The sequence below is a fragment of the Aurantiacibacter marinus genome (assembly GCF_001021555.1).
In the GTDB taxonomy this organism is placed as follows: domain Bacteria; phylum Pseudomonadota; class Alphaproteobacteria; order Sphingomonadales; family Sphingomonadaceae; genus Alteraurantiacibacter; species Alteraurantiacibacter marinus.
On the sequence record NZ_LDCP01000002.1, the window covers coordinates 166,298 to 189,745 of the forward strand.

Annotated in this window: 19 protein-coding genes; 13 read left to right on the plus strand and 6 right to left on the minus strand. The window is 57.8% G+C overall.

The window, feature by feature from the left end:
• Positions 1 to 6 precede the first annotated feature (6 nt).
• Positions 7 to 603: a nucleotide exchange factor GrpE gene (grpE, locus tag AB731_RS07150; RefSeq protein ID WP_047093695.1), complete on the plus strand. Its 597-nt coding sequence runs from the start codon at positions 7 to 9 to the stop codon at positions 601 to 603.
• Between the two features lie 72 nt (positions 604 to 675).
• Here grpE and AB731_RS14125 read toward each other — a convergent pair whose 3' ends face one another.
• The 4 genes from AB731_RS14125 to AB731_RS07170 all read right to left on the minus strand — a co-directional run bounded on the left by AB731_RS14125 (position 676) and on the right by AB731_RS07170 (position 3,822).
• The gene (locus AB731_RS14125; protein WP_064971819.1) at positions 676 to 2,115 is read right to left on the minus strand and encodes a hypothetical protein; all 1,440 of its coding nucleotides are present in this window, start codon (positions 2,113 to 2,115) and stop codon (positions 676 to 678) included.
• Between the two features lie 122 nt (positions 2,116 to 2,237).
• Complete coding sequence (locus AB731_RS07160) at positions 2,238 to 2,816, minus strand: hypothetical protein (protein ID WP_047093694.1); 579 nt, start codon at positions 2,814 to 2,816, stop codon at positions 2,238 to 2,240.
• Positions 2,813 to 3,316, minus strand: a complete 504-nt coding sequence (locus tag AB731_RS07165; RefSeq protein ID WP_231638877.1) for a vgr related protein — start codon at positions 3,314 to 3,316, stop codon at positions 2,813 to 2,815. The genes AB731_RS07160 and AB731_RS07165 overlap by 4 nt, the downstream gene beginning before the upstream one ends.
• Positions 3,313 to 3,822 (minus strand): copper chaperone PCu(A)C, encoded by a 510-nt coding sequence (locus AB731_RS07170; protein ID WP_047093693.1) that lies wholly within the window; start codon positions 3,820 to 3,822, stop codon positions 3,313 to 3,315. The genes AB731_RS07165 and AB731_RS07170 overlap by 4 nt, the downstream gene beginning before the upstream one ends.
• 174 nt (positions 3,823 to 3,996) lie before the next feature.
• Here AB731_RS07170 and dnaK point away from each other — a divergent pair, with 174 nt between their 5' ends.
• Positions 3,997 to 5,931: a molecular chaperone DnaK gene (dnaK, locus tag AB731_RS07175; protein WP_047093692.1), complete on the plus strand. Its 1,935-nt coding sequence runs from the start codon at positions 3,997 to 3,999 to the stop codon at positions 5,929 to 5,931.
• A gap of 72 nt (positions 5,932 to 6,003) precedes the next feature.
• Positions 6,004 to 7,134 carry a molecular chaperone DnaJ gene (dnaJ, locus tag AB731_RS07180; protein ID WP_047093691.1) on the plus strand — a complete coding sequence of 377 codons (1,131 nt, stop codon included), beginning with the start codon at positions 6,004 to 6,006 and terminating at the stop codon, positions 7,132 to 7,134.
• Between the two features lie 2 nt (positions 7,135 to 7,136).
• On the opposite strand, the gene AB731_RS07185 is transcribed toward dnaJ, so the two are convergent.
• On the minus strand, positions 7,137 to 9,449 hold the full coding sequence (locus AB731_RS07185; protein ID WP_047093690.1) for a patatin-like protein: 2,313 nt from the start codon (positions 9,447 to 9,449) through the stop codon (positions 7,137 to 7,139).
• Between the two features lie 109 nt (positions 9,450 to 9,558).
• Here AB731_RS07185 and radA point away from each other — a divergent pair, with 109 nt between their 5' ends.
• The 8 genes from radA to AB731_RS07225 all read left to right on the plus strand — a co-directional run bounded on the left by radA (position 9,559) and on the right by AB731_RS07225 (position 17,538).
• Positions 9,559 to 10,926: a DNA repair protein RadA gene (gene radA, locus AB731_RS07190; protein ID WP_047093689.1), complete on the plus strand. Its 1,368-nt coding sequence runs from the start codon at positions 9,559 to 9,561 to the stop codon at positions 10,924 to 10,926.
• A gap of 10 nt (positions 10,927 to 10,936) precedes the next feature.
• A complete protein-coding gene (locus AB731_RS07195; RefSeq protein ID WP_047093688.1) occupies positions 10,937 to 11,476 on the plus strand; it encodes a CvpA family protein in 540 nt (179 codons plus the stop codon).
• Positions 11,473 to 11,904, plus strand: a complete 432-nt coding sequence (locus tag AB731_RS07200; protein ID WP_231638878.1) for an iron-sulfur cluster assembly scaffold protein — start codon at positions 11,473 to 11,475, stop codon at positions 11,902 to 11,904. Before AB731_RS07195 ends, AB731_RS07200 begins: the two co-directional genes overlap by 4 nt.
• 31 nt (positions 11,905 to 11,935) lie before the next feature.
• A complete protein-coding gene (locus AB731_RS07205; RefSeq protein ID WP_047093687.1) occupies positions 11,936 to 13,570 on the plus strand; it encodes an MFS transporter in 1,635 nt (544 codons plus the stop codon).
• On the plus strand, positions 13,570 to 14,616 hold the full coding sequence (gene alr / locus AB731_RS07210; protein WP_047093686.1) for an alanine racemase: 1,047 nt from the start codon (positions 13,570 to 13,572) through the stop codon (positions 14,614 to 14,616). Before AB731_RS07205 ends, alr begins: the two co-directional genes overlap by 1 nt.
• Positions 14,617 to 14,692: 76 nt before the next feature.
• A complete protein-coding gene (gene phaR / locus AB731_RS07215) occupies positions 14,693 to 15,265 on the plus strand; it encodes a polyhydroxyalkanoate synthesis repressor PhaR (protein WP_047093685.1) in 573 nt (190 codons plus the stop codon).
• Positions 15,266 to 15,378: 113 nt separating this feature from the next.
• Complete coding sequence (locus AB731_RS07220; protein ID WP_047093684.1) at positions 15,379 to 16,923, plus strand: aminoacyl--tRNA ligase-related protein; 1,545 nt, start codon at positions 15,379 to 15,381, stop codon at positions 16,921 to 16,923.
• Between the two features lie 24 nt (positions 16,924 to 16,947).
• Complete coding sequence (locus AB731_RS07225) at positions 16,948 to 17,538, plus strand: DUF805 domain-containing protein (RefSeq protein ID WP_052769001.1); 591 nt, start codon at positions 16,948 to 16,950, stop codon at positions 17,536 to 17,538.
• A gap of 28 nt (positions 17,539 to 17,566) precedes the next feature.
• Here the strand turns inward: AB731_RS07225 and AB731_RS07230 are convergent, their stop codons facing one another.
• Positions 17,567 to 19,558, minus strand: coding sequence for a M3 family metallopeptidase (locus AB731_RS07230; RefSeq protein WP_052769000.1), 1,992 nt, complete (start codon positions 19,556 to 19,558; stop codon positions 17,567 to 17,569).
• 116 nt (positions 19,559 to 19,674) lie between these two features.
• Between AB731_RS07230 and AB731_RS07235 the strand changes: the two genes are divergently transcribed.
• Positions 19,675 to 21,105, plus strand: a complete 1,431-nt coding sequence (locus tag AB731_RS07235; protein WP_047093683.1) for a M28 family peptidase — start codon at positions 19,675 to 19,677, stop codon at positions 21,103 to 21,105.
• An 18-nt stretch (positions 21,106 to 21,123) separates the two neighbouring features.
• On the plus strand, positions 21,124 to 23,427 hold the full coding sequence (gene rnr, locus AB731_RS07240; protein ID WP_047093682.1) for a ribonuclease R: 2,304 nt from the start codon (positions 21,124 to 21,126) through the stop codon (positions 23,425 to 23,427).
• Positions 23,428 to 23,448 lie beyond the last annotated feature (21 nt).

The window sequence follows — 23,448 nt, forward strand, 5'->3', positions numbered from 1 at the left end:
GAAGAAATGACAGACACCGATAAGAACCGCGACGACGCGGTCGATACCGAAATTGCAAAAGAGCTTGATGGCGTACCGGAGGAATTCCTCAGTGATGAGGATGATGACGATGCCGGGGATGAGGACACGGCAGCTGAAGAGCTGGCTGCCCTGCGTGAAGAGCTGGAAAAGGCCAAGCAGGACGTCCTTTACGCCAAGGCAGACACGCAAAACGTACGCCGCCGAATGGAAAAGGATATTACCGACGCGCGCAGTTACGCCGCGACCGGCTTCGCCCGCGATATCCTGAGCGTTGCAGACAATTTGACACGCGCAATCGACGCTATCCCAGAAGATCTGCGCGAGGATTCCAAATTCAAAGGGCTGGTGGCCGGCATACAGGCAACCCAGCGGGAAATGGAAAAGGCTTTTGAACAGCACGGCATCAGCCGCATCGCCGCCATGGGCATGCCACTTGATCCGAACCAGCATCAGGCAATGATGGAAATCCCGACCGATGATGACGAACCGGGCACGATTGTGCAGGAAATGCAGGCCGGTTACATGATCCGCGATCGCCTGCTGCGCCCCAGCATGGTGGGTATAGCCAAAAAGCCCGAATAGGCGCGGTTACCGATTGAAACGAAAAAGGCGGGACCGCGAGGCCCCGCCTTTTTTCTGTCAATTATTGAATGCTTACTGGCTGTAAAGCTCTGAAATATTCAATTCTGCGGCATGGCTGTTGGATTCCCCATAGGTGCCAACCCAAATCTCGTAACGACCTGAAAGCGGGGTCTGGAACCGGACGCTCGGGTTCATGCCTTGCCCGCCATCATCGTTGCAATACCACTGGCCGTTGGGAGCATTGATGACGAGAGTCGTGTCCGCCATAGAGGTCGCCGAAATGATCAGCGGAAGTGAACCAGCATCAAATGTCAGCCGCACATCCGGCGAAGTGGCGATAAATCCGTCACAGGCAGAACTTAATCTGGATGCATCATTGGTGCCGCCCGATGACATTCGCACCACATAAGGGTCGGGCGTGAAGCCGCTAGAAAGCCTTACATCCTCATAAATCGGGCTCGCATTTATATCCGGTCCTGCGGGCTGGACGGGCTGCGGGGCTGGACGGAAGATGGGCTGCGGAGCCGGTTGCGGGGCTGGCTTGTAGTTCGCCTGCGGGCGTGGCGGTGCCGGCCTGTAATTGGGCTGCGGGCGTGGCGGCGGGGCCTGCACCTCGAACCCGGCATCGATCTCCGATATCCGAAGTGAGGCCTGGCTCGAGCTGGTGTCGCCGAATGTACCCACCCAAATCTCGTATCGTCCGTTCAGAGGCCTATCAAAAGTGATAAGAGGGTTCATTCCGTCCCCGCTATCATCATCACAATACCATTGGCCGTCCGGCGCATTGACCACCAGCGTAGTGTCGGCAGACGATTCAGACGTGATGAACAGCGGTAGCGAACCGGGGCTGAAGTTCAATCGAACATCGGGTGCCATCGAAACATATCCCGCACATTCAGGGCTTATATTCGAGGCCGGGATTGACCCGCCAGACGATACGTAAACGACATAGGGATCGGGCGTGAAGCCGCCCGAAAGCGAGGCGGTCTGGTAATTCGGGTTGGCGCTAACATCCGGAATAACGGCAGACTGATTGCTGACGGAACCGGACGAAGACGAATAAAGTTCTGAAATGTTGACACGAGCTGCATGCGAACCGGTGTTGCCAAATGTACCAACCCATACTTCATATCGACCGGACATCGGTGAGTTGAAGCTTACTTCTGGATCAAAGCCGTTGCCGGAATCATCGTCGCAATACCATTGTCCGTCGGGCGCATTTACCACCAGAGTGGTGTCTTCCGACGAAGTTGCGGAAATGATCAAAGGAAGAGCGCCGGCCGTGAAATTGAGACGGACATCAGGCGCGTTGGCAATAAAGCCATCGCAGCCAATGTTGCCTGCATCTGTCGTTCCGCCAGAATACACATCTATAGGATAAGGGTCCGGCGTGAACCCGCCCGAAAGCGTTACTGTTTCATACGTCGCGTTGGCATTTGTATCCTGCGCCTGTGCGGCAGCAGTGGTCAGGCACAGCGAAATTGCTGACGCCGCGAAAAGTGACTTGTTCATTTCAATTCCCCCCCTTTGGGTGTGTCAGGCTTTAAAGCAAACGCGTACAGCCGCAATGACGATGTTGGTTTTGGCGGCGGCTGCTCGGCCATCACCTTGATGATTGTCGTGCCAGCTACGCTTCAAGACAGGTACAACGCCAGATATCTCGCACTCAGGGCAACCAGCAAGACTGCCTGTACGTGGCGATTTCGAAAAATCATCGCCGCCGCCATCATCACCACAAACAGCACGGTCACACTGATCGCAACGGGCGAAAGGACTGCATCCCGGACAGCCGGTATCGATAGCAAATAGGCCCATTGGACAAAGACCAGCGCAAGCAGAATGCCGAAAATCGTACGCGATACGCGAAAGTAATGTGTATCCAGCTTGCGAAAACGATCGGGATCGCTGGGAAATACCAGCCGCGCGGCGAGATAATAGGCGCTGGCAAATGCCATTACCCCAAGCAGCATTATCGGGGACACGCTAACCAGTGGGCGGATCGTCCATGCAAACATCCAGAAGGACATCAGGTCCAGCATCACGAAAATCGCCATCAGCGGCGTCAGCCAACCGATTTTAAAGCTGTCTTCTGCGCCTTCTGCATCACGCGCGAATTCAAGTTCCAATGTGCGGCCCAAACCGCTCAGAAGCTCAACCAGCGAAAGGCCCAGAATAAGTGCGTAAAGAACGAATATGAATTCGAAATCGGTCATGTCGTTGCCCCGGGGAAGCTGACCAGAACCGCGTAGGGTTCGGCATTGGCCACACCTGGCAGCATCATGCCGTTGCGCAGCAGGAAGGCATGTTCCACAATGCGGGCCTGCTGTTCAATGCCGTACTGTTGCAATTGCCAACCGGGCTTTAGTGAATAATCATATCGCGCCCATGGCATCCGGTTCAGCACCAGATACCAATCTCCGCGTGTCTGGGTCTGCCAAACATGTGTCATCTCATGGATGAAATGCGCCTGCCGCCGAAGCGGCACGCCAGCGAAATCATCGCAATAGGCGTTCCCCTGAGGGTGAAAGTGGATGTGTCCCCGCGGAGCCATGGTCACGCCTTTCGGCTGGAAGAATGCCCATTTGCGGCGACGGATCTTGACTGGCGCGTAATCGATTGCGGTGCCAAAAATCGTGCGCGCAAGGCTGATTTCGCCCGCACTGAGCGGGCGCTCCCCACCGATGGGGCAGGAAAGCGCCCCGCTGACCGTCAACCCTCGCCAGCCGCTTCTCGCGGATCTTCACCGGCGGGATAGGCTGTAACCGGGAAGCTGCATTTGTCTCCGCCGACGAAAGTCAGCGTAGTTTCAGTCTCTCCGCCAGGTTCTGTGCCTTCGCCCATGCCGAACGCCATCACATGTTTACCGCCGGGCTCGAAAGTGATCGTCTCACCTGCCAACACCGGCTGGGTGAACAGTTCCTGCATGTCCATTTCACCGCTCCATTCAGACGTTTCATGGAGCATTGCACTCTCCGCGCCAAGAACGTCGGCCGAACGAATAGTCACCTGATCCGCATTTTCGTTTGCGATCGTGAAATACACGGCTGCCGGATTTCCAGAGACAGCGGGAAGCGCCAGCCAGCCGCCTGTCACGGTAATGCCAGGCGCACAATCGCCGATGGCCTCTTCTGCCGGCGCTTCCACCTCATCCCCGCAGGACGTCAGGCCAATAGCCATACCGGCAGCTGCCATGGCACCAAAAACACGCATCGACTTCATAATCTATCCCTTTCGACAATGCTGATTTTCTAGGCGCTGGCGGACCTTGTGCCAAGCGAAACCGCACCTATATCCGGCGTCGTTACACAGCTTTTTTGAGCTGCCGACAGGTCTCGCCGGGATGGCGGGGGGCCGAAGGAGCAGCGTCCAACGTATGAAAGAGAGTGGGGAATAATGAGCAAGATTATCGGCATCGATCTGGGTACAACCAACAGCTGCGTCTCCGTTATGGAAGGCGGCAAGCCGAAGGTTATCGAAAATTCCGAAGGCGCCCGCACGACGCCTTCCATCGTAGCCTTCACCAAAGATGGTGAACGCCTGATCGGTCAGCCTGCAAAGCGGCAGGCCGTAACCAACCCGGACAATACCTTATTCGCGATCAAGCGCCTTATCGGCCGCCGTTTTGACGATCCAACTACGAAGAAGGACATGGATCTCGTTCCCTATGACATCGTCAAGGGCAAGAATGGTGACGCATGGGTAGAAGCGGGCGGCGAAGAGTATTCTCCCAGTCAGGTTTCGGCCTTCATCCTGCAAAAGATGAAAGAAACCGCGGAAAGCTACCTTGGCGAAACCGTCACCAAGGCAGTGATCACAGTTCCTGCTTACTTCAACGATGCCCAGCGTCAGGCCACAAAGGATGCTGGCCAGATCGCAGGTCTCGAAGTCGAGCGCATTATCAATGAGCCGACTGCAGCTGCACTCGCCTATGGCATGGACAAGGACGAGGGAAAGACCATCGCCGTTTATGACCTTGGCGGCGGCACGTTCGACGTCTCCGTTCTCGAAATCGGGGATGGCGTGTTCGAAGTGAAGTCGACTAATGGCGACACCTTCCTGGGCGGCGAAGATTTCGATAATGTAATTGTCGAATATCTTGCGGCAGAGTTCAACAAGAAGGAAAACATGGACCTGAAGACCGACAAGCTCGCTCTTCAGCGCCTGAAGGAAGCCGCGGAAAAGGCGAAGATCGAGCTTTCGAGCTCTGCCTCGACCGAAGTAAACCTGCCGTTCATCACCGCCCGCATGGAAGGCGGCAGCTCTACGCCGCTGCACCTCGTTGAAACGATCTCCCGCTCCAAGCTGGAACAGCTTGTTGGCGATCTGATCAAGCGCACCCTGGAACCGTGTAAAAAGGCGCTGGCGGATGCTGGCGTGACCAAGGACCAGATCGACGAAGTCATCATGGTCGGCGGTATGACCCGCATGCCCAAGGTCCGCGAAGTCGTCGAAGGCTTCTTTGGATCCAAGCCGCACACGGGCGTGAACCCCGATGAAGTTGTCGCCATGGGCGCAGCAATTCAGGCAGGCGTTTTGCAGGGTGACGTGAAAGACGTGCTGCTGCTCGATGTGACCCCGCTTTCGCTGGGGATCGAAACGCTGGGCGGTGTGTTCACCCGCATGATCGACCGCAACACGACAATCCCGACAAAGAAAACGCAGGTCTACTCTACCGCCGAGGACAACCAGAACGCGGTGACGATCCGGGTTTTCCAGGGCGAGCGTGAAATGGCGGCGGACAACAAGATGCTTGGCCAGTTCGATCTGGTTGGCATTCCGCCAGCACCGCGCGGCGTTCCTCAGGTTGAAGTCACGTTTGACATTGATGCCAACGGCATCGTGAACGTGTCGGCCAAGGACAAGGGCACGGGCAAGGAACAGCAGATCCGCATTCAGGCATCGGGCGGCCTCAACGAAGCTGACATCGAGCAAATGGTGCAGGACGCAGAAAAGTTCGCCGATGAAGACAAGAAGCGCCGTGAAAGCGCCGAAGTCCGCAACAACCTCGATAGCATGGTCCATGCGACCGAAAAGCAGATCGAGGAAAATGGTGACAAGATTGATGCTAGCCTCAAGGGCGAAATCGAAACCGCCATCACCGAAGCGAAGACCGCGCTGGAAGGCGATGAAGTCGAAGCAATGAAGGAAAAGAGCGAGAAGCTCACCGCAGTCGCCATGAAGATGGGTCAGGCTATTTACGAAAAGACGCAGGCCGAAGGTACAGATGCATCTGCCGATGCGGCCGCCAGCGAAGACGCTTCCAAGCCTTCAGAAGAAGAAGTTGTCGAAGCCGAGTTCACCGAAGTGGACGACGAAAACAAGGATTAAGCAGCCTTTTGACAAGCGCAGCCGCCACCGACGCCACAAGCGCCGGTGGCGGTTCGATTTGGGGGTCCCTGAATGTCCACCGGTGAAATTGATTTTTACGAATTACTTGGCGTTGCCCGCGATGCGGATCCAGCGGCGCTGAAGGCATCTTATCGCAAAAAGGCCATGAAGTATCATCCGGACCGCAATCCGGGCGATGCCGACGCTGAAGCGCACTTCAAGCAGATCAGCGCTGCATATGAGATCCTCAAAGATCCTCAGAAGCGCGCTGCTTATGATCGTTATGGTCATGCTGCTTTCCAGAACGGCGGGCCCGGCGGCGGTCAGGGTGGGCAGGACTTCGGTGATCTTGGCGATATTTTCGAAACGATCTTCGGCAGCGCTTTTGGTGGCGGTGCCGGTGGTGGTGGCCGCGCGCGTCCGCGCCGCGGTGCTGATCTGCGTTATGATATGCAAGTCAGTCTGGAAGAGGCCTTCCACGGCAAGACCACGCAAATCGAGGTAGAAGTTTCCACCGCTTGCGACACTTGCACGGGAACCGGCGCAGAACCGGGAACCTCGCGCCGCCGCTGTGAGCTTTGCCACGGCGCAGGCAAGGTACGCGCCAAGCAGGGCTTCTTTGTTATCGAACGGCCATGCCCCAATTGCCATGGTGCAGGTGAAATTCTTGAATCAGCGTGCATGGATTGCCGCGGCGAGGGCAGGGTCGATACCCCGCAAACGCTGGAAGTCGAAGTTCCTGCCGGCGTCGACAATGGCACCCGCATCCGTATGACGGGTCGCGGCGAAGCGGGACCACGCGGTGCACCCGCAGGCGATCTTTACATATTTGTCCACGTGACTCCGCACGAGGTATTCCAGCGCGAAGGCACAGCTCTGTTCACCGAAATTCCGATTAGCTTCACCAGTGCAGCGTTGGGCGACACGATTGATATTCCGGGACTCGACGGAATTACTCACTCTATCGAGATTCCCGCTGGTATTCAGTCAGGCAAGCAGCTGCGCAAACGTGGAGCCGGGATGCCTGTACTCCAAGGGCGCGGACGCGGTGATCTGGTGGTAGAAGTGATGGTCGAAACACCGACCAGGCTAAGCGCTCGGCAGAAAGAAATCCTATGCGAATTCCGCGAAACGGAAACAGGTGATGAATGCCCGGAAAGCCGCGGTTTTCTGAACAAGCTGAAAGATGTGTTCGGCGGATAAGGTCAGCCCAGCTTCGCGAGGATTTCATCGCGCAGCTTGGCAACCAGATCGGCGTTGCACAATCCGCGTTGCTGTTCCTCATCGCAAATTGCAAGAAAGGCATCGCGTTTCACTGATACGCAACGGGCAGCGTCGAAACCGCCTGGCACTGTAGAGCAGATGAGGTCGATCATCCGCTCCGCGCCGTGAAGGCGGCCCCAAAGGTAGTCGTTCTCGCGATAAAACCGGCTGAAGAACGCGCCAAAATTATAAAATTCGGTGCCGCGCAAAGTTGCTGCCGTGCCGCCTTCCCTCAATGTGCGCGCGTCGTCCGGGCTGATCCGGTCAACCTTGACCGGATCGGATTCAGTCAGACCTTCGTTACGCAGCAATGGCAACGTAGCGACATCATAGAAGGGGAAACCGAGATACGTTAACAGCACCCTCCGGCGCAGGTCCTTGGACATGTCTTCCAAGGCCGCGGCGAGGATTTTTTCAGCCTCGATATCCGTTTCCCGCAACGATCTGCGCTGTGCCAGTGCATCAAGCAACGCATCGGGATGTTCTAACCCGCGCGAAGCGATTGCCGGGAAATCAGGACCTAGAGCGCCCAAGTCTTCGCGCATACTGTAAAGCGAAAGCGCGCGGTAAACCTGTTCTCTGGCGGCTTCCAAATCTTGGTCCGAAATATCCGGGTCAGCATCCCATTCACGCGACAATCGGCGGGCAAGCAGCCTGAGGCGGCGGATCCTGAAGCCCAGATCGTGATCTCGCAGGAAGGTAATCGCCTCGGCACTAGCGCCGCCGCCCGGCGCGCTGAGCGTATCAAGACCGCGCGCATCAATCGCTGCACGCAGCCTGATCGCCAAGGCATCGAAATCAGGGCGCAAGGCATCTGGTGAAACCGTACACGCCAGTTCTGCAATTCTGTCGACGATACCGGTGAGCTTGGCCTGCGCATACGAATGGAAGGCGTATCCTGCCCGTTCCGCTGCTGCTTGCTGTGCCTTGGTCCGCCAGGTAGCGAGCCGTTTGGGGGAAGGCCGGTCGAGAAACAGCGTCCTGCCGAACAACTTCTCAACCGCGCTTTCCACTTCGGGCCGCAGCGCATTCACGATCTTGCGAAGGCTATGTGCCTCTCGCGATTGTGCCTCCAGCGCTTCCAGATTGTCACGAATCGGCTGTTCGCGCGGAATGGTAGAGAGTGAACCAATAATGGCGGCGAAAAACCCGACAGGCCGCACATCGTCTCCGCTTGTCGATGCAGGCCGCCGCGGACTGGGATCGATGTACACAAACCGGCGGTCGACCTCGCGCTGCGCCGGACGCGCGCTCAGCCCCGCCATGGCCCCCTCGAAAGGTGCGTTTACCAACACCGATCCGTCAATCAGCGCAACATGATCGACCGTCCCCCGCTCTACATTGGTAGGCATGATGCGCTGTAGGAACTGATCCCGACTGGCCCAATCTCCGGCGGCAAGATCATCAATCTCCTTTACCTGGAGTGGCGGGAACGCCCCTGGGAAACTGGCAGTGGCGCGCGCCGCTAATGTGAGCTCGCACAGATGCGCAAGGCTTTGCCCGCCGGTTGCCGGCGTGCGCACACGAAAATCGATCGGCATCCGGTGTTCGGTTTCTTCAACGATGGGCGGACTGTTGAGCCGCAACACCTCGCGATGGCCGCGATAATCCGTAGCGGTAACAAGCAGATCGAGAGGATGACCGGGCGGCAAGAGCGGTTCGTCCACTTCCTCGGCAGCCATAGCTGTCAGCGCATCATGGAGAAGTTTGGTAAAACCAACGCCGGAAAATGGTGGCTCAAACCAGCGGCCACGCACGAGATTTGACAGTTTGCGACGGACTTCGGCGCGGGTTTCTAGCGCCACGCTTTCGCTCACCGCATTTCCGGGGCGGTTGCTGAGATACCAGACGAAGGGCCGCATGAACGGCTTCGCAGCAATATCCGACCACGGCCGCGCTTCCTCATCCACCAATTTTTCAACATCGGCATTTGCCAGCCATAGCTCCGTCAGAGGCTCCAGATCCTGACCCGAGTGAATCGCCTGCGCGAGGAACACGGCATTGATGCCGCCTGCACTTGCTCCTGTAATTATGTCGGGAAGCATCCGCAGTCGCAGCTCACATTCGGATTCAATGGTTTTGAGCAAGGACAGATAGACCGCCTCTACGCCGTCAGTCTGCTGTTCTCCGGCGCTGTGAAAACTGCGGCTGGCCCGTGCAAGCTTCCAAATCTCTTTGGTGACACCGTGCATATAGACTGCAAGGCTGACACCGCCGTAACAAACCAGCGCGATCCTGAGTTCTTTTTGCCGCATTCCCCCATAATTGGCAGATGCAGCGCCGGATGCCTAGGGGGCGCAAGAAGCTATCCTCCGCTGCAAACACGGCTTGTGTTCCTTTTCTGTTCCAGCTAACCGGCAATCTATGGCAAAGCCCAAAAGACGCTATATTTGCACTGAGTGCGGCGGCGTTTCCTCGCGCTGGCAAGGCCAGTGTCCGGATTGCAGCGAGTGGAATACTCTGGTGGAAGAAGCGCCGGAGACCAAGTTTACTGCCAAACATGATTTGTCGAGCGGTGGGCGTGCGCTTGCGTTTGAATCCCTGGATGCACCCACCAAACCTCTGGACCGGCGCAGCACCGGACTTGCCGAATTCGACCGTGCCTTGGGTGGCGGGCTTGTTCCGGGGTGCGCCATCCTGATGGGCGGGGAGCCAGGTATCGGCAAATCCACTTTGCTGCTGCAAGCCGCCGCCGCAATTGCCAAGGCCGACGGCGATGTCGTTTATGTAAGCGGGGAAGAGGCGACCGGCCAAGTCAGGATGCGCGCCAAAAGGTTGGGGCTGGCGGATGCACCGTTGAAGCTGGCTGCTGCGACGTCGGTGCGCGATATTCTTACGACGCTGGGGAAGGGAACTCCGCCCGATTTGCTGGTCGTCGATTCCATCCAGACGATGCATTCGGACATGATCGACGGCGCGCCCGGCACCGTCAGCCAGGTGCGCGCCAGTGCTTTCGAACTGATACGTTATGCCAAGGAAACCGGCACATGCCTTGTGCTTGTTGGTCACGTGACCAAGGATGGGAATATCGCCGGGCCGCGCGTGCTCGAACATATGGTCGATGCCGTGATGAGCTTTGAAGGTGAGCGCAGCCACCAATATCGCATCCTGCGCAGCCTCAAGAACCGCTTTGGTGCGGTCGATGAAATTGGCGTTTTTGCGATGGAAGGCCACGGATTGGCTGAAGTTTCCAATCCTTCTTCGCTGTTCCTTTCCGGCCGGGAAGAACCCATCGCAGGCAGTGCGGTTTTCCCTGCAATGGAGGGCACGCGTCCCGTTCTGGTAGAAATACAGGCACTGATCGTACGGCTTCAATCGGGCGCAACACCAAGACGCGCAGTTGTCGGTTGGGACAGCGGGCGACTGGCGATGCTGCTCGCAGTGCTCGAGTCGCGCTGCGGGCTGAGCTTTTCGACTGCTGAGGTCTATCTTAATGTCGCCGGAGGATATCGTCTGTCGGATCCGGCAGCGGATCTCGCCGTCGCCGCTGCGCTTGTCTCTGCCTTGGCGGACAAGCCGCTGGCCGCCGACACAATCTGGCTCGGAGAAGTCTCTCTGTCGGGCGAAGTGCGGCCCGTTGCACATTCGTCGCTAAGATTGCGAGAGGCGGCCAAGTTAGGCTTCAAGAGCGCTAGCGGGCCAGTGGATGGCGGGCAGGAAGTGAAGAAACTCCGCTACACTGATGTTGGCGGCGTGGCGTCACTCGTTGACCGGGTGATGGCCACCGCATAAACAATGCGCCATGACGGGTTTTGATCTGATCGTACTCCTGATTGTTGGGGTGGGGGCCATAGGCGGTTTCATGCGCGGTTTCGTGCAAGAAATCCTGTCACTTCTCGCCTGGTTGCTGGCAGTGTTTGCCATTCGTTATCTACACACCGATCTTACTGCTGCGATCTATGAATTCATGGGCTCGCCGATCACGGCCAGCATTTTCGCATTCGCACTGCTCTTGTTGATACCTTATGCGGCGATGAAGCTGATCGCGAGGATAGCCGGGCGCAAGTCGCGCGATTCCGTGCTGGGTCCGATTGATCGTGTTTTGGGCTTTGGCTTCGGCGCTGTGAAAGGCGTTGTCATTGTAATTCTGGCATTTTCGCTGCTGGTTCTCGGCTATGATACGGTCTGGGGCTCCAAAGGACGCCCGGTCTGGATTGCCGAAGCGCGCACTTATCAACTGGTCGATGCGGGCTCTCGCGCAATGGTTCAACTCATCGCCGAGCGGCGCGCGCGTGCCTTGACCGGTGCCGAGATCAAGGATGAAGGCGCTTCCGCGACGTGAGCGTGGAGAAGCTTTATACAACTGAAATGCTCGGTGCGGCGATGGAACTGGCGATTCATCCACGCATCTACACTGCCGTCATTCATGGCAGCGCACGGTCTGAGGTTTGCGGGTCATCGCTTGATCTGGACATCGAGCTCGATCCGCAGGACCACATTGAGCGGCTTGGGCTCCGTGTCCGGGCCTGTGCAGTCGGGCAGGCCGCCGCGGCAGTTTTTGCGCGGCACGCCAAGGGCAAAAGCGGGGCGCAAATCGAAAATTCCTACAACGCACTAGTGGCATGGCTCAGCAGCGATGGTCCCGCGCCAGACTGGCCCGATATCGGGCTGATCGAACCAGCACGTGCGTACCAAGGACGACATGGTGCAATACTGCTTCCGTGGAGGGCAGCTATGGCAGCCCTTTTCAGTGTGGCCGCTTCGGGCTAATCCCTCCCCGCTACGAACCCAGGGGGAACGCATGGCGGAAACTGCCGCAGAAGTAATTCACGAACCCAGCGCGAAAGAAATTCGCCTCGTTATCGGCGCGAGTAGCGCCGGTACAATTTTCGAATGGTACGATTTCTTCATCTATGGAACGCTGTTTGCGCTAATCGGGCAGGCGTTCTTCCCCAGCGATAACGAAACGCTGCAGATCCTGCTGGTATGGGCGGGCTTTGCAATAGGTTTCGGCTTCCGTCCACTGGGCGCGATCCTGTTTGGATACCTGGGCGATAAGCTCGGTCGCAAATACACATTCCTGGTCACCGTTACGCTTATGGGAATTGCCACTGCCGGGGTCGGGCTTGTGCCAAGCGCGGAGAGCATCGGCCTGTGGGCACCGGCCATCGTCATCGTATTGCGCATCCTTCAGGGCCTCGCACTTGGCGGTGAATACGGCGGAGCGGCGATCTATGTCGCTGAACATGCGCCTCCCGAAAAGCGTGGATTTTACACCAGTTTCATTCAGGCCAGCGTTGTTGGCGGATTTGTTCTGAGCATCGTGGTCGTACTGGTTTGCCGTGCGCTAATTCCTGAAGAACAATTTGCCGATTGGGGCTGGCGCGTGCCGTTCCTCCTTTCGGTCGTCCTTCTCGGGATTTCGTTGTGGATGCGGTTGAAGCTTAATGAAAGTCCCGTGTTCCGCGCCATGAAGGCGGAAGGCAACATGTCGGGAAATCCCTTTGTCGAAAGCTTCACCTACCCCGGAAACAGGAAACGTATCCTGATTGCTTTTGGCGTGTCCGGTATTCTTACGACAATCTGGTATTCTGCGTTTTTTTCCAGCCTGTCTTTCCTCCAGCGCGATATGCGGTTGGAAGAGAGTATTGTTGAAACCGTGCTGCTTATCGCAGGATTTCTGTCGATGGGCTTTTACGTTCTTGTCGGAAAATGGTCCGATAAAGTTGGCCGGAAAAAGCCCATCATGATCGGCGCGCTGTTAACGCTCATCCTGATATTCCCGCTGTTCTGGGGCCTTGGCAAACTGGCCAACCCCAATCTTTCCGAGGCAGCTGCTGCCAACCCTGTCGTCGTCTCCGGCCCTGAATGCACAACTGATCCGTTCGCTGACCTGTTCGATCGGGAACAGACTGCTTGCGGAAGCATCCTGGAAGCGCTGACCTCCAGCGGAGTGCGGTATGAGCGCGTTCCGGCGGAAACCCTCTCATTGTCGGTTGGCGGTGAGGAAATCACAATCGTAGACGAATGGCTGGAAGATAGCACTGCGAGGCGAAATGGTATCCAGAGCGCTTTGACCGAAAGGGGTTTTGATTTTTCCCGTCAGTCCCCGCCGATGATCAATCTGATCGGTATCCTTGGAATATTGCTGGTTACGGCGTTCCTGTCAGCGCTGACATATGGCTCGGTTGCCGCGCTGTTGACGGAAATGTTCCCGCCAAAGATCCGGTACAGTTCCATGTCGATCCCTTACCACTTCGGGGCAGGCTTCCTGGGCGGCTTCCTCCCGCTCATCTCCGGCTTCATTGTTGCGCGAACAGGAGATATCTTCGCAGGTCTCTGGTACACTTGGGTCGTGGTTGCGATCGGGGCAGTTATCGCAGGGTGGGGCCTGAAAGGCGGACCGCCGGAAGACTTCAAAGATGACCCTGTCTGATGACTCTGCCTGAAGAACCACCCCGCAGTTTGCGTCTGCGTTTGGACCGGATGGCGTTGGCGGCGAACTGGCGGGCGCTGGACCGTCTGTCTGGCGAAGCCATGGCTGGCGCGGCAGTGAAGGCAGATGCGTATGGCCTGGGTGTCGATGCCGTCGTCCCCGCATTATGTGACGCCGGTTCTCGGCATTTCTTTCTGGCGCACTGGAGCGAAGTCGCCGCTGTTCTGGAGCATGTTGCGGGCAGCGCGATCAGCGTGCTGCACGGCGTGCGCAATGCAGAAGAAGCCGCATTCGCACAGGCAACCGGAGTGATCCCCACCATCAATTCGCTGCGGCAGGCGAAGCTATGGACTGAAAGCGGCGGCGGCACCTGTCATCTGATGGTAGACACAGGCATCAACCGGCTCGGCATGGCACTGGCAGAACTGGGCGATCCGCTGGTGCAATCGCTCGACGTGGACATACTCATGTCGCACCTCGCCTCGGCAGACGAGGCTAGTCCCCAGAACGCGCGTCAACTTGGTCTTTTTCATCAGGCTACGCAGCAGGTGCAGGCAGGCCGCCTCAGCCTCGCAAACTCTGCGGGGATCATGCTCGGGACCGACTATCATTTTGATCTGACGCGTCCGGGGTTGGCATTGTATGGCGGCATCGCGCATCCCGGTCTGGCCGGGCATATCGCACAGGTCGCCTACCCGCAGGCAGCGATAATTCAAACGCGCCAACTGACTGCTGGCGACTCGGTCGGATACAATGCCCTCTGGACCGCTCGGCAGCCAACGCGTGTTGGCACTGTATCTATCGGTTATGCCGATGGATTTTTAAGGACGATGGGCCCCGGAAGTGCGCTGCAACATGCCGGTGACCTCCTTCCTGTGCTTGGCAGAGTATCAATGGACATGATCGTGGTCGATCTTACAGGTAGCGATGCAGAAGAAGGTGATTTCATTGACTTACCTGGAGATTTGCCGGCGCTTGCGCAGAGCAGCGGTCTTTCCCAATATGAAATCCTGACGTTGATGGGGCGGCGTTTCGATCGGGGTTAACGCAGCTGTCATACCGCAATTGCAAACTGCGTGCTGCAAGTGCTAAGTCAGGGTAACGCAATTAAGGTAATTCCCTATGGCCGAAACGGCTGACAAGAACTCAGATCTCGTGATTATCAAGAAATACGCTAACCGGCGGCTCTATAACACGCGATCTTCAAGCTACATCACGCTCGACGATCTGGCTGTGATGGTCCGCGAAGATGTCGATTTTCAGGTCCTCGACGCGAAGACCGGTAATGACATTACGCATTCCATCCTGACGCAGATCATCATGGAGGAAGAGGCCAATGGTGAGCACATGCTGCCGGTCAGCTTCCTGCGCCAACTTATTGGTATGTATGGCAATTCTATGCAGGCGATGATGCCGCCATACCTTGAAGCCGCGATGGTCAATTTCGAAACGAACCAGAGCAAGCTGCAGGATGCATTCAAGTCCAGCATGGGGACGAATGCTCTGACACGGATGGCAGAAACGAACATGGCAATGTTCCAGGCTGCCACCCAGGCATTTATGCCGGGTGCAGCGGAACAGCCAGCTCCGGCGGCGGCTCCCAAAGCCGGCAATGACAGTGGCCGCGACGATATCGACTCGCTGCGAGCGCAGATGGCCGAAATGCAGAGAAAGCTCGATCAGATCGACGACTAGCGCGATTTGCTTCCCGCAAGTCACGCTATTTTCCCACGCCAACCTCTCGACTCGGCGCATGGCTCGCGTCATTGGAGAATCTTGTCATTTGTCCGAGCCGGGGAAGTTTTTGCATGTCCGCCATTCGCCACGCCCTTTCAATCAAGCGCGAAGATGATTTCGCCCAGTGGTATCAGGAAGTTATTTCAGCTGCCGATATGGCCGAAGAATCAGGTGTACGCGGCTGCATGGTGATCAAGCCTTGGGGTTATGGGATCTGGGAAAGAATGCAGCGCTTGCTGGATGACCGCATCAAACAAGCTGGCGTGCAAAACGCATACTTTCCGCTCTTCATCCCGCTGGCCAATTTTGAACGCGAGGCTGCCCACGTCGAAGGCTTTGCCAAGGAAATGGCAGTTGTCACTCATCACCGGCTGATCGCCGACGGAGAAGGTGGCCTCGTACCCGATCCTGCAGCCAAGCTGGAAGAACCGCTTGTTGTGCGCCCAACATCGGAAACGATCATTGGCGACGCCATGAGCCGCTGGATCCAGAGCTGGCGCGATCTGCCGCTGAAGCTGAATCAGTGGGCCAATGTTGTACGCTGGGAAATGCGCACTCGCATGTTCCTGCGCACCAGCGAATTCCTGTGGCAGGAAGGGCATACAGCCCATGCGACTGCGGAAGAGGCGAAAGTGGAAACGATGCGCGCGTTGGAAATGTACCGCGCGTTTGCCGAAGAAGATGTCGCTCTGCCTGTTATCGCAGGAGAAAAACCTGAAAATGAGCGGTTTCCCGGTGCACGGGAAACGTGGTCGATCGAAGCTATGATGCAGGATGGCAAGGCGCTTCAGGCAGGCACCAGCCACTATCTCGGCACCAATTTCGCAGAGGCTGCCAATATCCGGTACCAAGATCGCGAAGGCGGCCAGGAGCTGTGCCATACGGTCAGCTGGGGCATGTCTACCCGCATGGTTGGCGGGCTCATCATGACCCATGGTGATGATGATGGATTGCGGGTTCCGCCTGCACTGGCACCATTTCAAGTCGTTATTCTGCCAATGCTGCGGGATAAGCCTGAAGATGCTGCACTACTGGAATACTGTGAAGCCTTGCGCGCGAGTTTAGCAGGGCAGAGTGCCTTGGGTGAACCTTTGCGCGTCCTTCTTGATACGCGGCCGGGCAAGGCCGCGGCGAAACGGTGGGACTGGGTCCGGAAAGGCGCGCCGGTTATCATCGAAGTTGGCGGACGCGACATGGAAAATGGAGTCGTCAGTCTGCTGCGCCGTGATGCGCTGTGGGATATCAACACCGGCAAACCTGCCTTCGAAAATCCGACCTGCGAAGCAGCGGCGCAAACAGTTCCCACGATTCTTGCCGGGATGCAAAGCGGCCTATTCACAGAGGCGCGCGACCGCCGGGAAGCCAATATTATCCGCGACATCACCGACATGGCCGGACTTTCAGAATATTACGGCGAAGATCAGCACCGTCCCGGCTGGGTAGAAGTGCAATGGTCCAAGCCAAGTGGGGAAGGGCTGGAGGCGGTCATATCGCAGCTAAAAGCGCTCAAACTGACATTCCGCAATGTGCCCATGAACACGCCGCCGGCAGACGGCAGCTGTATTTTCACCGGAAAACCTGCAGTAGAGCGAATATACGTCGCACGCGCTTATTGAACAAAACCAAGGGGGGCCATTTCGATGATCGACGCCATCAAGTACAATTTCGGCAAACTGGGTGACTTTTCCGGGCGCGATGGCCGGCCAACCTTTTGGTGGTACGTTCTTTTTCTTGTGGTAGCGCAATTCGTGCTCGGCATGCTAGCCAGTATTCCGCTCATCATTGCTGGAATGGGAACTGCACTTGATGCGGCTCAGTCCGGTGCCGGTCAGGAACAGATGCAGGCAGAAATGTTTACCGGGATGGCGGATGCGATGGGGACGCAGATCTATATCTCGGCAGCGATTTCAGTGGTCTTCATTCTGATGCTCGCAGCATCATTTGTGCGGCGGCTGCACGATGGTGGCTTCTCCGGGTATCTTGCGCTTGTTCCGATAGCGCTCCAGATTATCGCAATCGGCGGAAGCATCGCAATGATAGACAGCATGGGCGCAATTTTCGCCGCTGCCGCCGACCCCGCTGAAATGGAGCGATTGCAGGCCCAATTGACACTACATTGGTCCAACATTGCTGGTTGGCTCGCCATGTTGTTTGTGATCGGTTTTGGCGTGATGAAGTCGCAGGATGGGCCCAACCGCTATGGCGAGATGCCGGCAGCGCCGGGACGGTAAAGCCCGGGCTCCTCACCAAGTCGCTGGGCTATTCTCCCGGCAGGCCGCGCTCCAAAGTTTCGCGGAAAGCGTCGAAGGATATGGTCCGCCCGGTAAAATCACGAACCAGTTGCGCCGCTGGTTTGGTGCCACCCGGCTCCAGCACCAGCCGGCGATAGTCCGCCGCAGTCTCCGGGTTGGTAATACCTTCGGCAAGGAAGCGGCTGAACATTTCGGCCGCAATCACGCGGGACCAGCCGTAGGTGTAATAGGCCGCGCCGTAGCCATCCAGATGGCCGAACGCCGCCTGCATTTCCTGCGTCGGAGAAATCGGCGTCAGCGAGTAATCCTGCTGCCAATCACGCGCCGCCTCGCCCAAATCGCCTGGAATGGGCTGGGTGTAGAAATTATACGATGTCGCAGTCAGGCCCAGCTGCCGCATCTCGCCCATACCCTGCCCAAAGTAACGGACCGCATTCATACGTTCCACCAGATCGCGCGGGATAGTCTCGCCTTCAGCGTTTACCGCGAAGCTGGCCAAAGTGTCATAATCGTAAACCCAGTTTTCAAGGATCTGCGACGGAGCTTCGATGAAGTCCCACTCCACCGTGAACATGCTAGTTCCAGCCCAGCGGTGACGGCTGCCGAAGATGAAATGCAGGACATGGCCAAATTCGTGCAGGAAGGTTTCGACCTGCCCGTGTTCCATGAGTCCATCGGGCATATTCTGGACAAGCGCCGCGACTGGAATGCCATCAACGGGTGTCCCGACATACAGCGGTACGACATTGTTGTGGGTGTATTTACCAGGGCGCGGATGGGAATCGAGATAGAAGCGGCCAATCACCTCGCCATTTTCAATGAGCTCATACGCTTCGGCATCTTCATGCCAGACAGGCGTATCCCAATTGCGCACTTCCACACCGAACAACTGCTGCGTCAGAGCAAAAATGCCGTCACGCACGTTGTCATGCTGGAAATACTCGCGCGCTTCCTGGCGGTCGAAGTCATAATTGGCCTGCTGCACTTTGGGCGCAAGCCAGCCCAACTGGTGCGCCTCGATCTGCTCTGCACCTGGCTGCAACTCCTGAAGCATTGCGAAAAGCTGCGCGTAATCCGCTTCTGCCACCGGACGGGCCGCGGCTTCGGTTTCAACGATCAGGTCTTCAACCTTGTCCGTGGTATTTAGCATCCGTTCGGCAAATTGCAGCTCGGCGTAATTGTCATAACCGAGCAGATCGGCAAGCTCTCCGCGCAGAGTGAATATCTGCCGCAGCACTTCGTCATTCGCTGGCCACGCGCGCTGGGAATAAACATCCAGAACACGGCGGCGCAGATTGTCATTTACTGCGTAGGACAGGATCGGGCTCACATCGGGGGAAGCGGTCGTGATCGTGATCATCCCGTTCTCTCCGACTTCGCGCGCGTCGATATAGTCTTGTGGCAAACCGTCCAGCTCGTGCGGAGCGATTTCGATTGTGCGGCCGTCTTCCGCGATGTTCCGAGCGAACTCCACGCTGAGTGCGGCAAGCGCATCGTTGATTTCCTGCACACGGGCGCGCCCGGCATCATCCAGTGCCACGCCGGCGCGGCGGAATTGGCCGAGAATGTCAGCATGATAGTTCTGGGTAGTCGCATCGGCATCCGAGACATCAAGCGCCTCGAGCCGTTCAAACAGCGGTCGCGAAAGGCTGATTTCGCTCTGCATTCCGATGATTCGCGCCGCGCAGGCCCCGCCTGCCGCGCGCAGTTCCGGTGTGCCCATCACCTGCGCATAGAGGCCGCCTTCAAACTGGCCTGTGAATACCGTGGAGGTGATGTCGTCGTAACGCTGCAGTGTCGTTTCAACGGTTGGCTCGGCCGCATCGCCTATGATCGCATCGCGATTGAGGTCGATCAAGCTGGCGTAATAATGGCAGCGCTCCTCAATATCCTCAACGGTAGGGTTCGCCATCACCGGCCCGACCAGATTGCTCACCTGCGCGAAAGCTGGTGTCGCAAGCATCGTGGTTGCGGCGAGTGCGATTGCGATATGCTTCATTGATGTGTCCCCCAAGAGCCTTCAATCAGGCTGTAAAGCTAAAGCTTAGTGGTGCATTCGATCACGTGCAATCGCCCCGCTTGCCATATGCCGCAAATTGCGCGACGACCCTTGCTATGCGCTATCTTCTTATGACTGCGGCAGTTATCGCCGCTCCCATCGCTCCCGCCACCGCGCAGGATGACCCCGCCGCTCCCGTTTCGCAGGAGCGATTGCAGTCCAATGTCGAGACAATGATCTCCTTCGGTACGCGCCACACGCTTTCCAGCTACGACGATCCGGAGCGCGGTATTGGTGCTGCTCTCAATTGGGGCAGGGCAGAATTTGACGAGGCCAGCGTTGCGTGCGGCGATTGCCTTGAAACGCTATTCGTAGAGGATATGCGAAGCGGCAGGCGTATTCCGGAGCCTGTGCTGATCCGTAACGCTTTAGCGATCCAGTGGGGCAGCGAACGGCCCAATGAAGTCGTCATTATCCAGGGCCACATCGACAGCCGCGGATCTGACGTCATGGACGCAGATGTTGAAGCCCCCGGCGCGAATGACAACGCCAGCGGCAGCGCGCTGGTACTGGAAGCTGCGCGAGCACTCAGCCAGCGACAATATCCCACCACCATTATCTACGCGCTTCTCTCTGGCGAGGAACAGGGCCTGTACGGCGGCAACGTGTTGGCCGATTATGTGACCTCGCAGGGCTGGACGGTGAAGGCCGTGCTCAACAATGATGTTGTCGGCGGATCATGCGGGTCGGACGGTGTGTGCGATGCCGATCATGTACGCGTATTCTCAGAAGGCGTGCGCGCCGATGCTGACGACGCAACCCGCGCCGCAATGCGCAGCCGCGGCGGGGCGAATGATTCGCCAAGCCGCAACCTTTCGCGTTTTCTGGATACACTGGCAGAGCGGACCGAAGGCGGGCTGGATGTTCGCCAGACATGGCGAAGCGACCGTATGGGGCGCGGTGGTGACCATTTGCCATTCCTGGATCGTGGCTATCCAGCCATCCGCCTGTCGGTCGCCATCGAGGATTACGACCACCAGCATCAGGACCTGCGGGTCGAAGACGGCGTGACCTATGGCGACACTGCCGACGAGATGGATTTTCCATATCTCGCGCAGGTGACACGCCTGAACGTGCGCGCTGCAGATGTGCTGGCGCGTGCACCGATGCCACCGGTTGTGACAGCCGCAGGTGCGGTGCGGACATCGACCTTGTTGCAATGGGATAGCGCCCCTGATGTTGCAGCTTATCGCATATATCGACGCCGGACTGATGAAGCTTATTGGGGCAACGAACCGGTTCTTACCGTCGACACGGGAACAGAAGCCATGGATGAGTACCGGACGTCAGGCAGCGCGTCGGTTGAATCCGATGCGACAGTGATCCTCACCAGTGATGAAGGTTTGTCGGTTGAACTGGTAGCGCAGCGAGGCGATGACTGGATATTCGGCGTTAGCTCAGTAGCGTCGGATGGTTCCGAAAGCCCGGTGTCCAGCGCAGTCCCCGGCGGGGGTTTCTATCCGCTGCCCATCGACACAGAGGACTAAGCCCCCATATAGCGGGCCATGCAGAAACGTCCCAATACCCGCAAATTCCAAGGTCTTCCCAGCAAGGACCAGATTCTGGAGTTCATCAAGAACGCCGATGGCCCTGCTGGCAAGCGCGAGATTTCCAAACATTTCCGCCTGAAAGGGCAGGAAAAGATCGCGCTCAAGGCGCGGCTTAAAGACATGGCCGAGGAAGGCCTGATCGATGGCCGCAAAACTGCGTTTCACCGGATGGGTGGCGTGCCCAAAGTCACCGTCCTGCGCATTGTCGAGATCGACGAGGGCGAACCCGTCGCCGTTCCCGAAAGTTGGCAGCCCGATGATGGCGCCGCGCCGCCGCGCTTGCGCGTGATCGAACGCAAGAAGCAGGCAGCTCTCCGAGTGGGCGATCGCATCCTTGCGCGCACTGAAGAGGCCGGGAAGGGCTTCATCGCGCACCCGATGAAGAAGCTGCCCAATGAAGAGGGCGCAATGCTGGGCGTGATCGAGATCGACAAGGGTGGCCAGGCATGGCTTGCGCCCGTCGACAAGAAGATCCGCACGTCCACCAAAGTCAGCGACAAAGGCGGGGCAGAGGCCGGCCAACTGGTGCTTGCCGAACCTGCCGGTCGCGGGCGCAATGCCAGCGCGAAAGTGATAGAGGTGCTGGGCGATCCGCTCGCGCCGAAAAGTTACAGCCTCATCGCCATCCACAAATTCGGCATCCCGCACACTTTCCCTCAGGACGTGCTGGACGAGGCTGAACTGGCCGCGAAACTGCCGCTGCACGAAGAGAAACGTGAAGATCTTCGCCATTTGCCCATCGTCGCTATCGACCCCGCCGATGCGCGCGACCATGATGACGCGATCTGGGCCGAGCCGGACGGGAAGGGCGGCTTCAAGGCTCTCGTCGCGATTGCCGATGTGTCTTACTATGTGCGTCCCGGAAGCAGGCTTGACCGGGAGGCCCGCAAGCGCGGCAACTCCGTTTACTTCCCCGACCGCGTCGTGCCGATGCTTCCTGAAGTGCTGTCCGCAGATGTCTGTTCCTTACGCGAAGGCGAAGACCGAGCGGCGATGGCCTGCCACTTCACTATCAATGAAAAGGGCCAGATCAGCAACTGGCGCTTCACCCGCGCTATCGTGCGGATTGCGGAAACGGTGGCCTATGAAGTCGCCCAGCAGCGTATTGACGAGGAAACCGCTGGCGATAATCTGAAAAACCTCTGGGCCGCATGGAAGCTGCTTGCCTCCGCCCGCGCCGACCGCGACCCGCTCGATCTTGATCTGCCCGAACGCCGCGTTGTGCTGAACGAAGCAGGGCAAATCGAGGAAATCGCGGTCCGCGAACGGCTGGATGCACACCGGGTGGTGGAAGACTTCATGATCTCCGCCAATGTCGCGGCGGCAAAGGCGCTGGAAAGCAAGGTCCAGCCCGTTGTGTACCGCATCCACGAACCGCCTTCCCGCGAAAAACTGATTGCCTTGCGAGAGTATTTCGATGCCATCGGAAAGAACCTCGCACTGGGGCAGGTCATCACCCCCGGCCTGTTCAACCGTATGCTGAAGGATATCGCCGATCCGTCTGAAAAGGCGTTGATAATGGAGGCTGTTCTGCGCAGCCAAACGCAGGCTTACTACGGGCCCCAGAATGCCGGCCATTTTGGCCTCGCACTCGGTTCGTACGCGCATTTCACATCGCCAATCCGCCGCTATGCCGATCTGCTTGTCCACCGCGCACTGGTGGATGGCTTCGGGCTGGAACTGCCCGCGCCCAAGGGAGCTATTCCCGATTCCAGCGGCCTTGCCGACCGTGACCGAGACGATTTGAGCAAGATCACAGATGTCATAAGCGTCACTGAACGGCGCGCAATGGAGGCAGAGCGCGACACAGTCGACCGCTATGTCGCCGCATGGCTTTCCGCTCGCGTCGGCGAAGTTTTCCCTACGCGTATCACCGGGGTGCAAAGCTTCGGTTTCTTCGCCACCATCGTAGGTCTGGGCGGAGATGGGCTTGTGCCAATCTCCACGCTTGGCCGGGAATATTTCCGCCATGACGACGCTGCCCGCGCACTGATCGGTAGCGATAGCGGCACGAAGTTTGCGGTTGGCGATACGCTGGACCTGCGGTTGGGGGAGGCCAATCCACTGACCGGAGCGCTGAAGTTTGAGCTGCCCGATGGCGATGGCGGCCAGAAGGTGCAGCCGCGCGGAGATCGCCCAGCGCCGCGAAAGGACCGTTCGTTCAAGAATGGCCCCCGGAAAGACAAACAAGGCAAGCATCAGGTCGGCCCGCGTGGACGCCCTGGCAACATACGACATCAGGGTCGCAAGAAGAAATGACGGAACGCCTTGCCCTGCCAA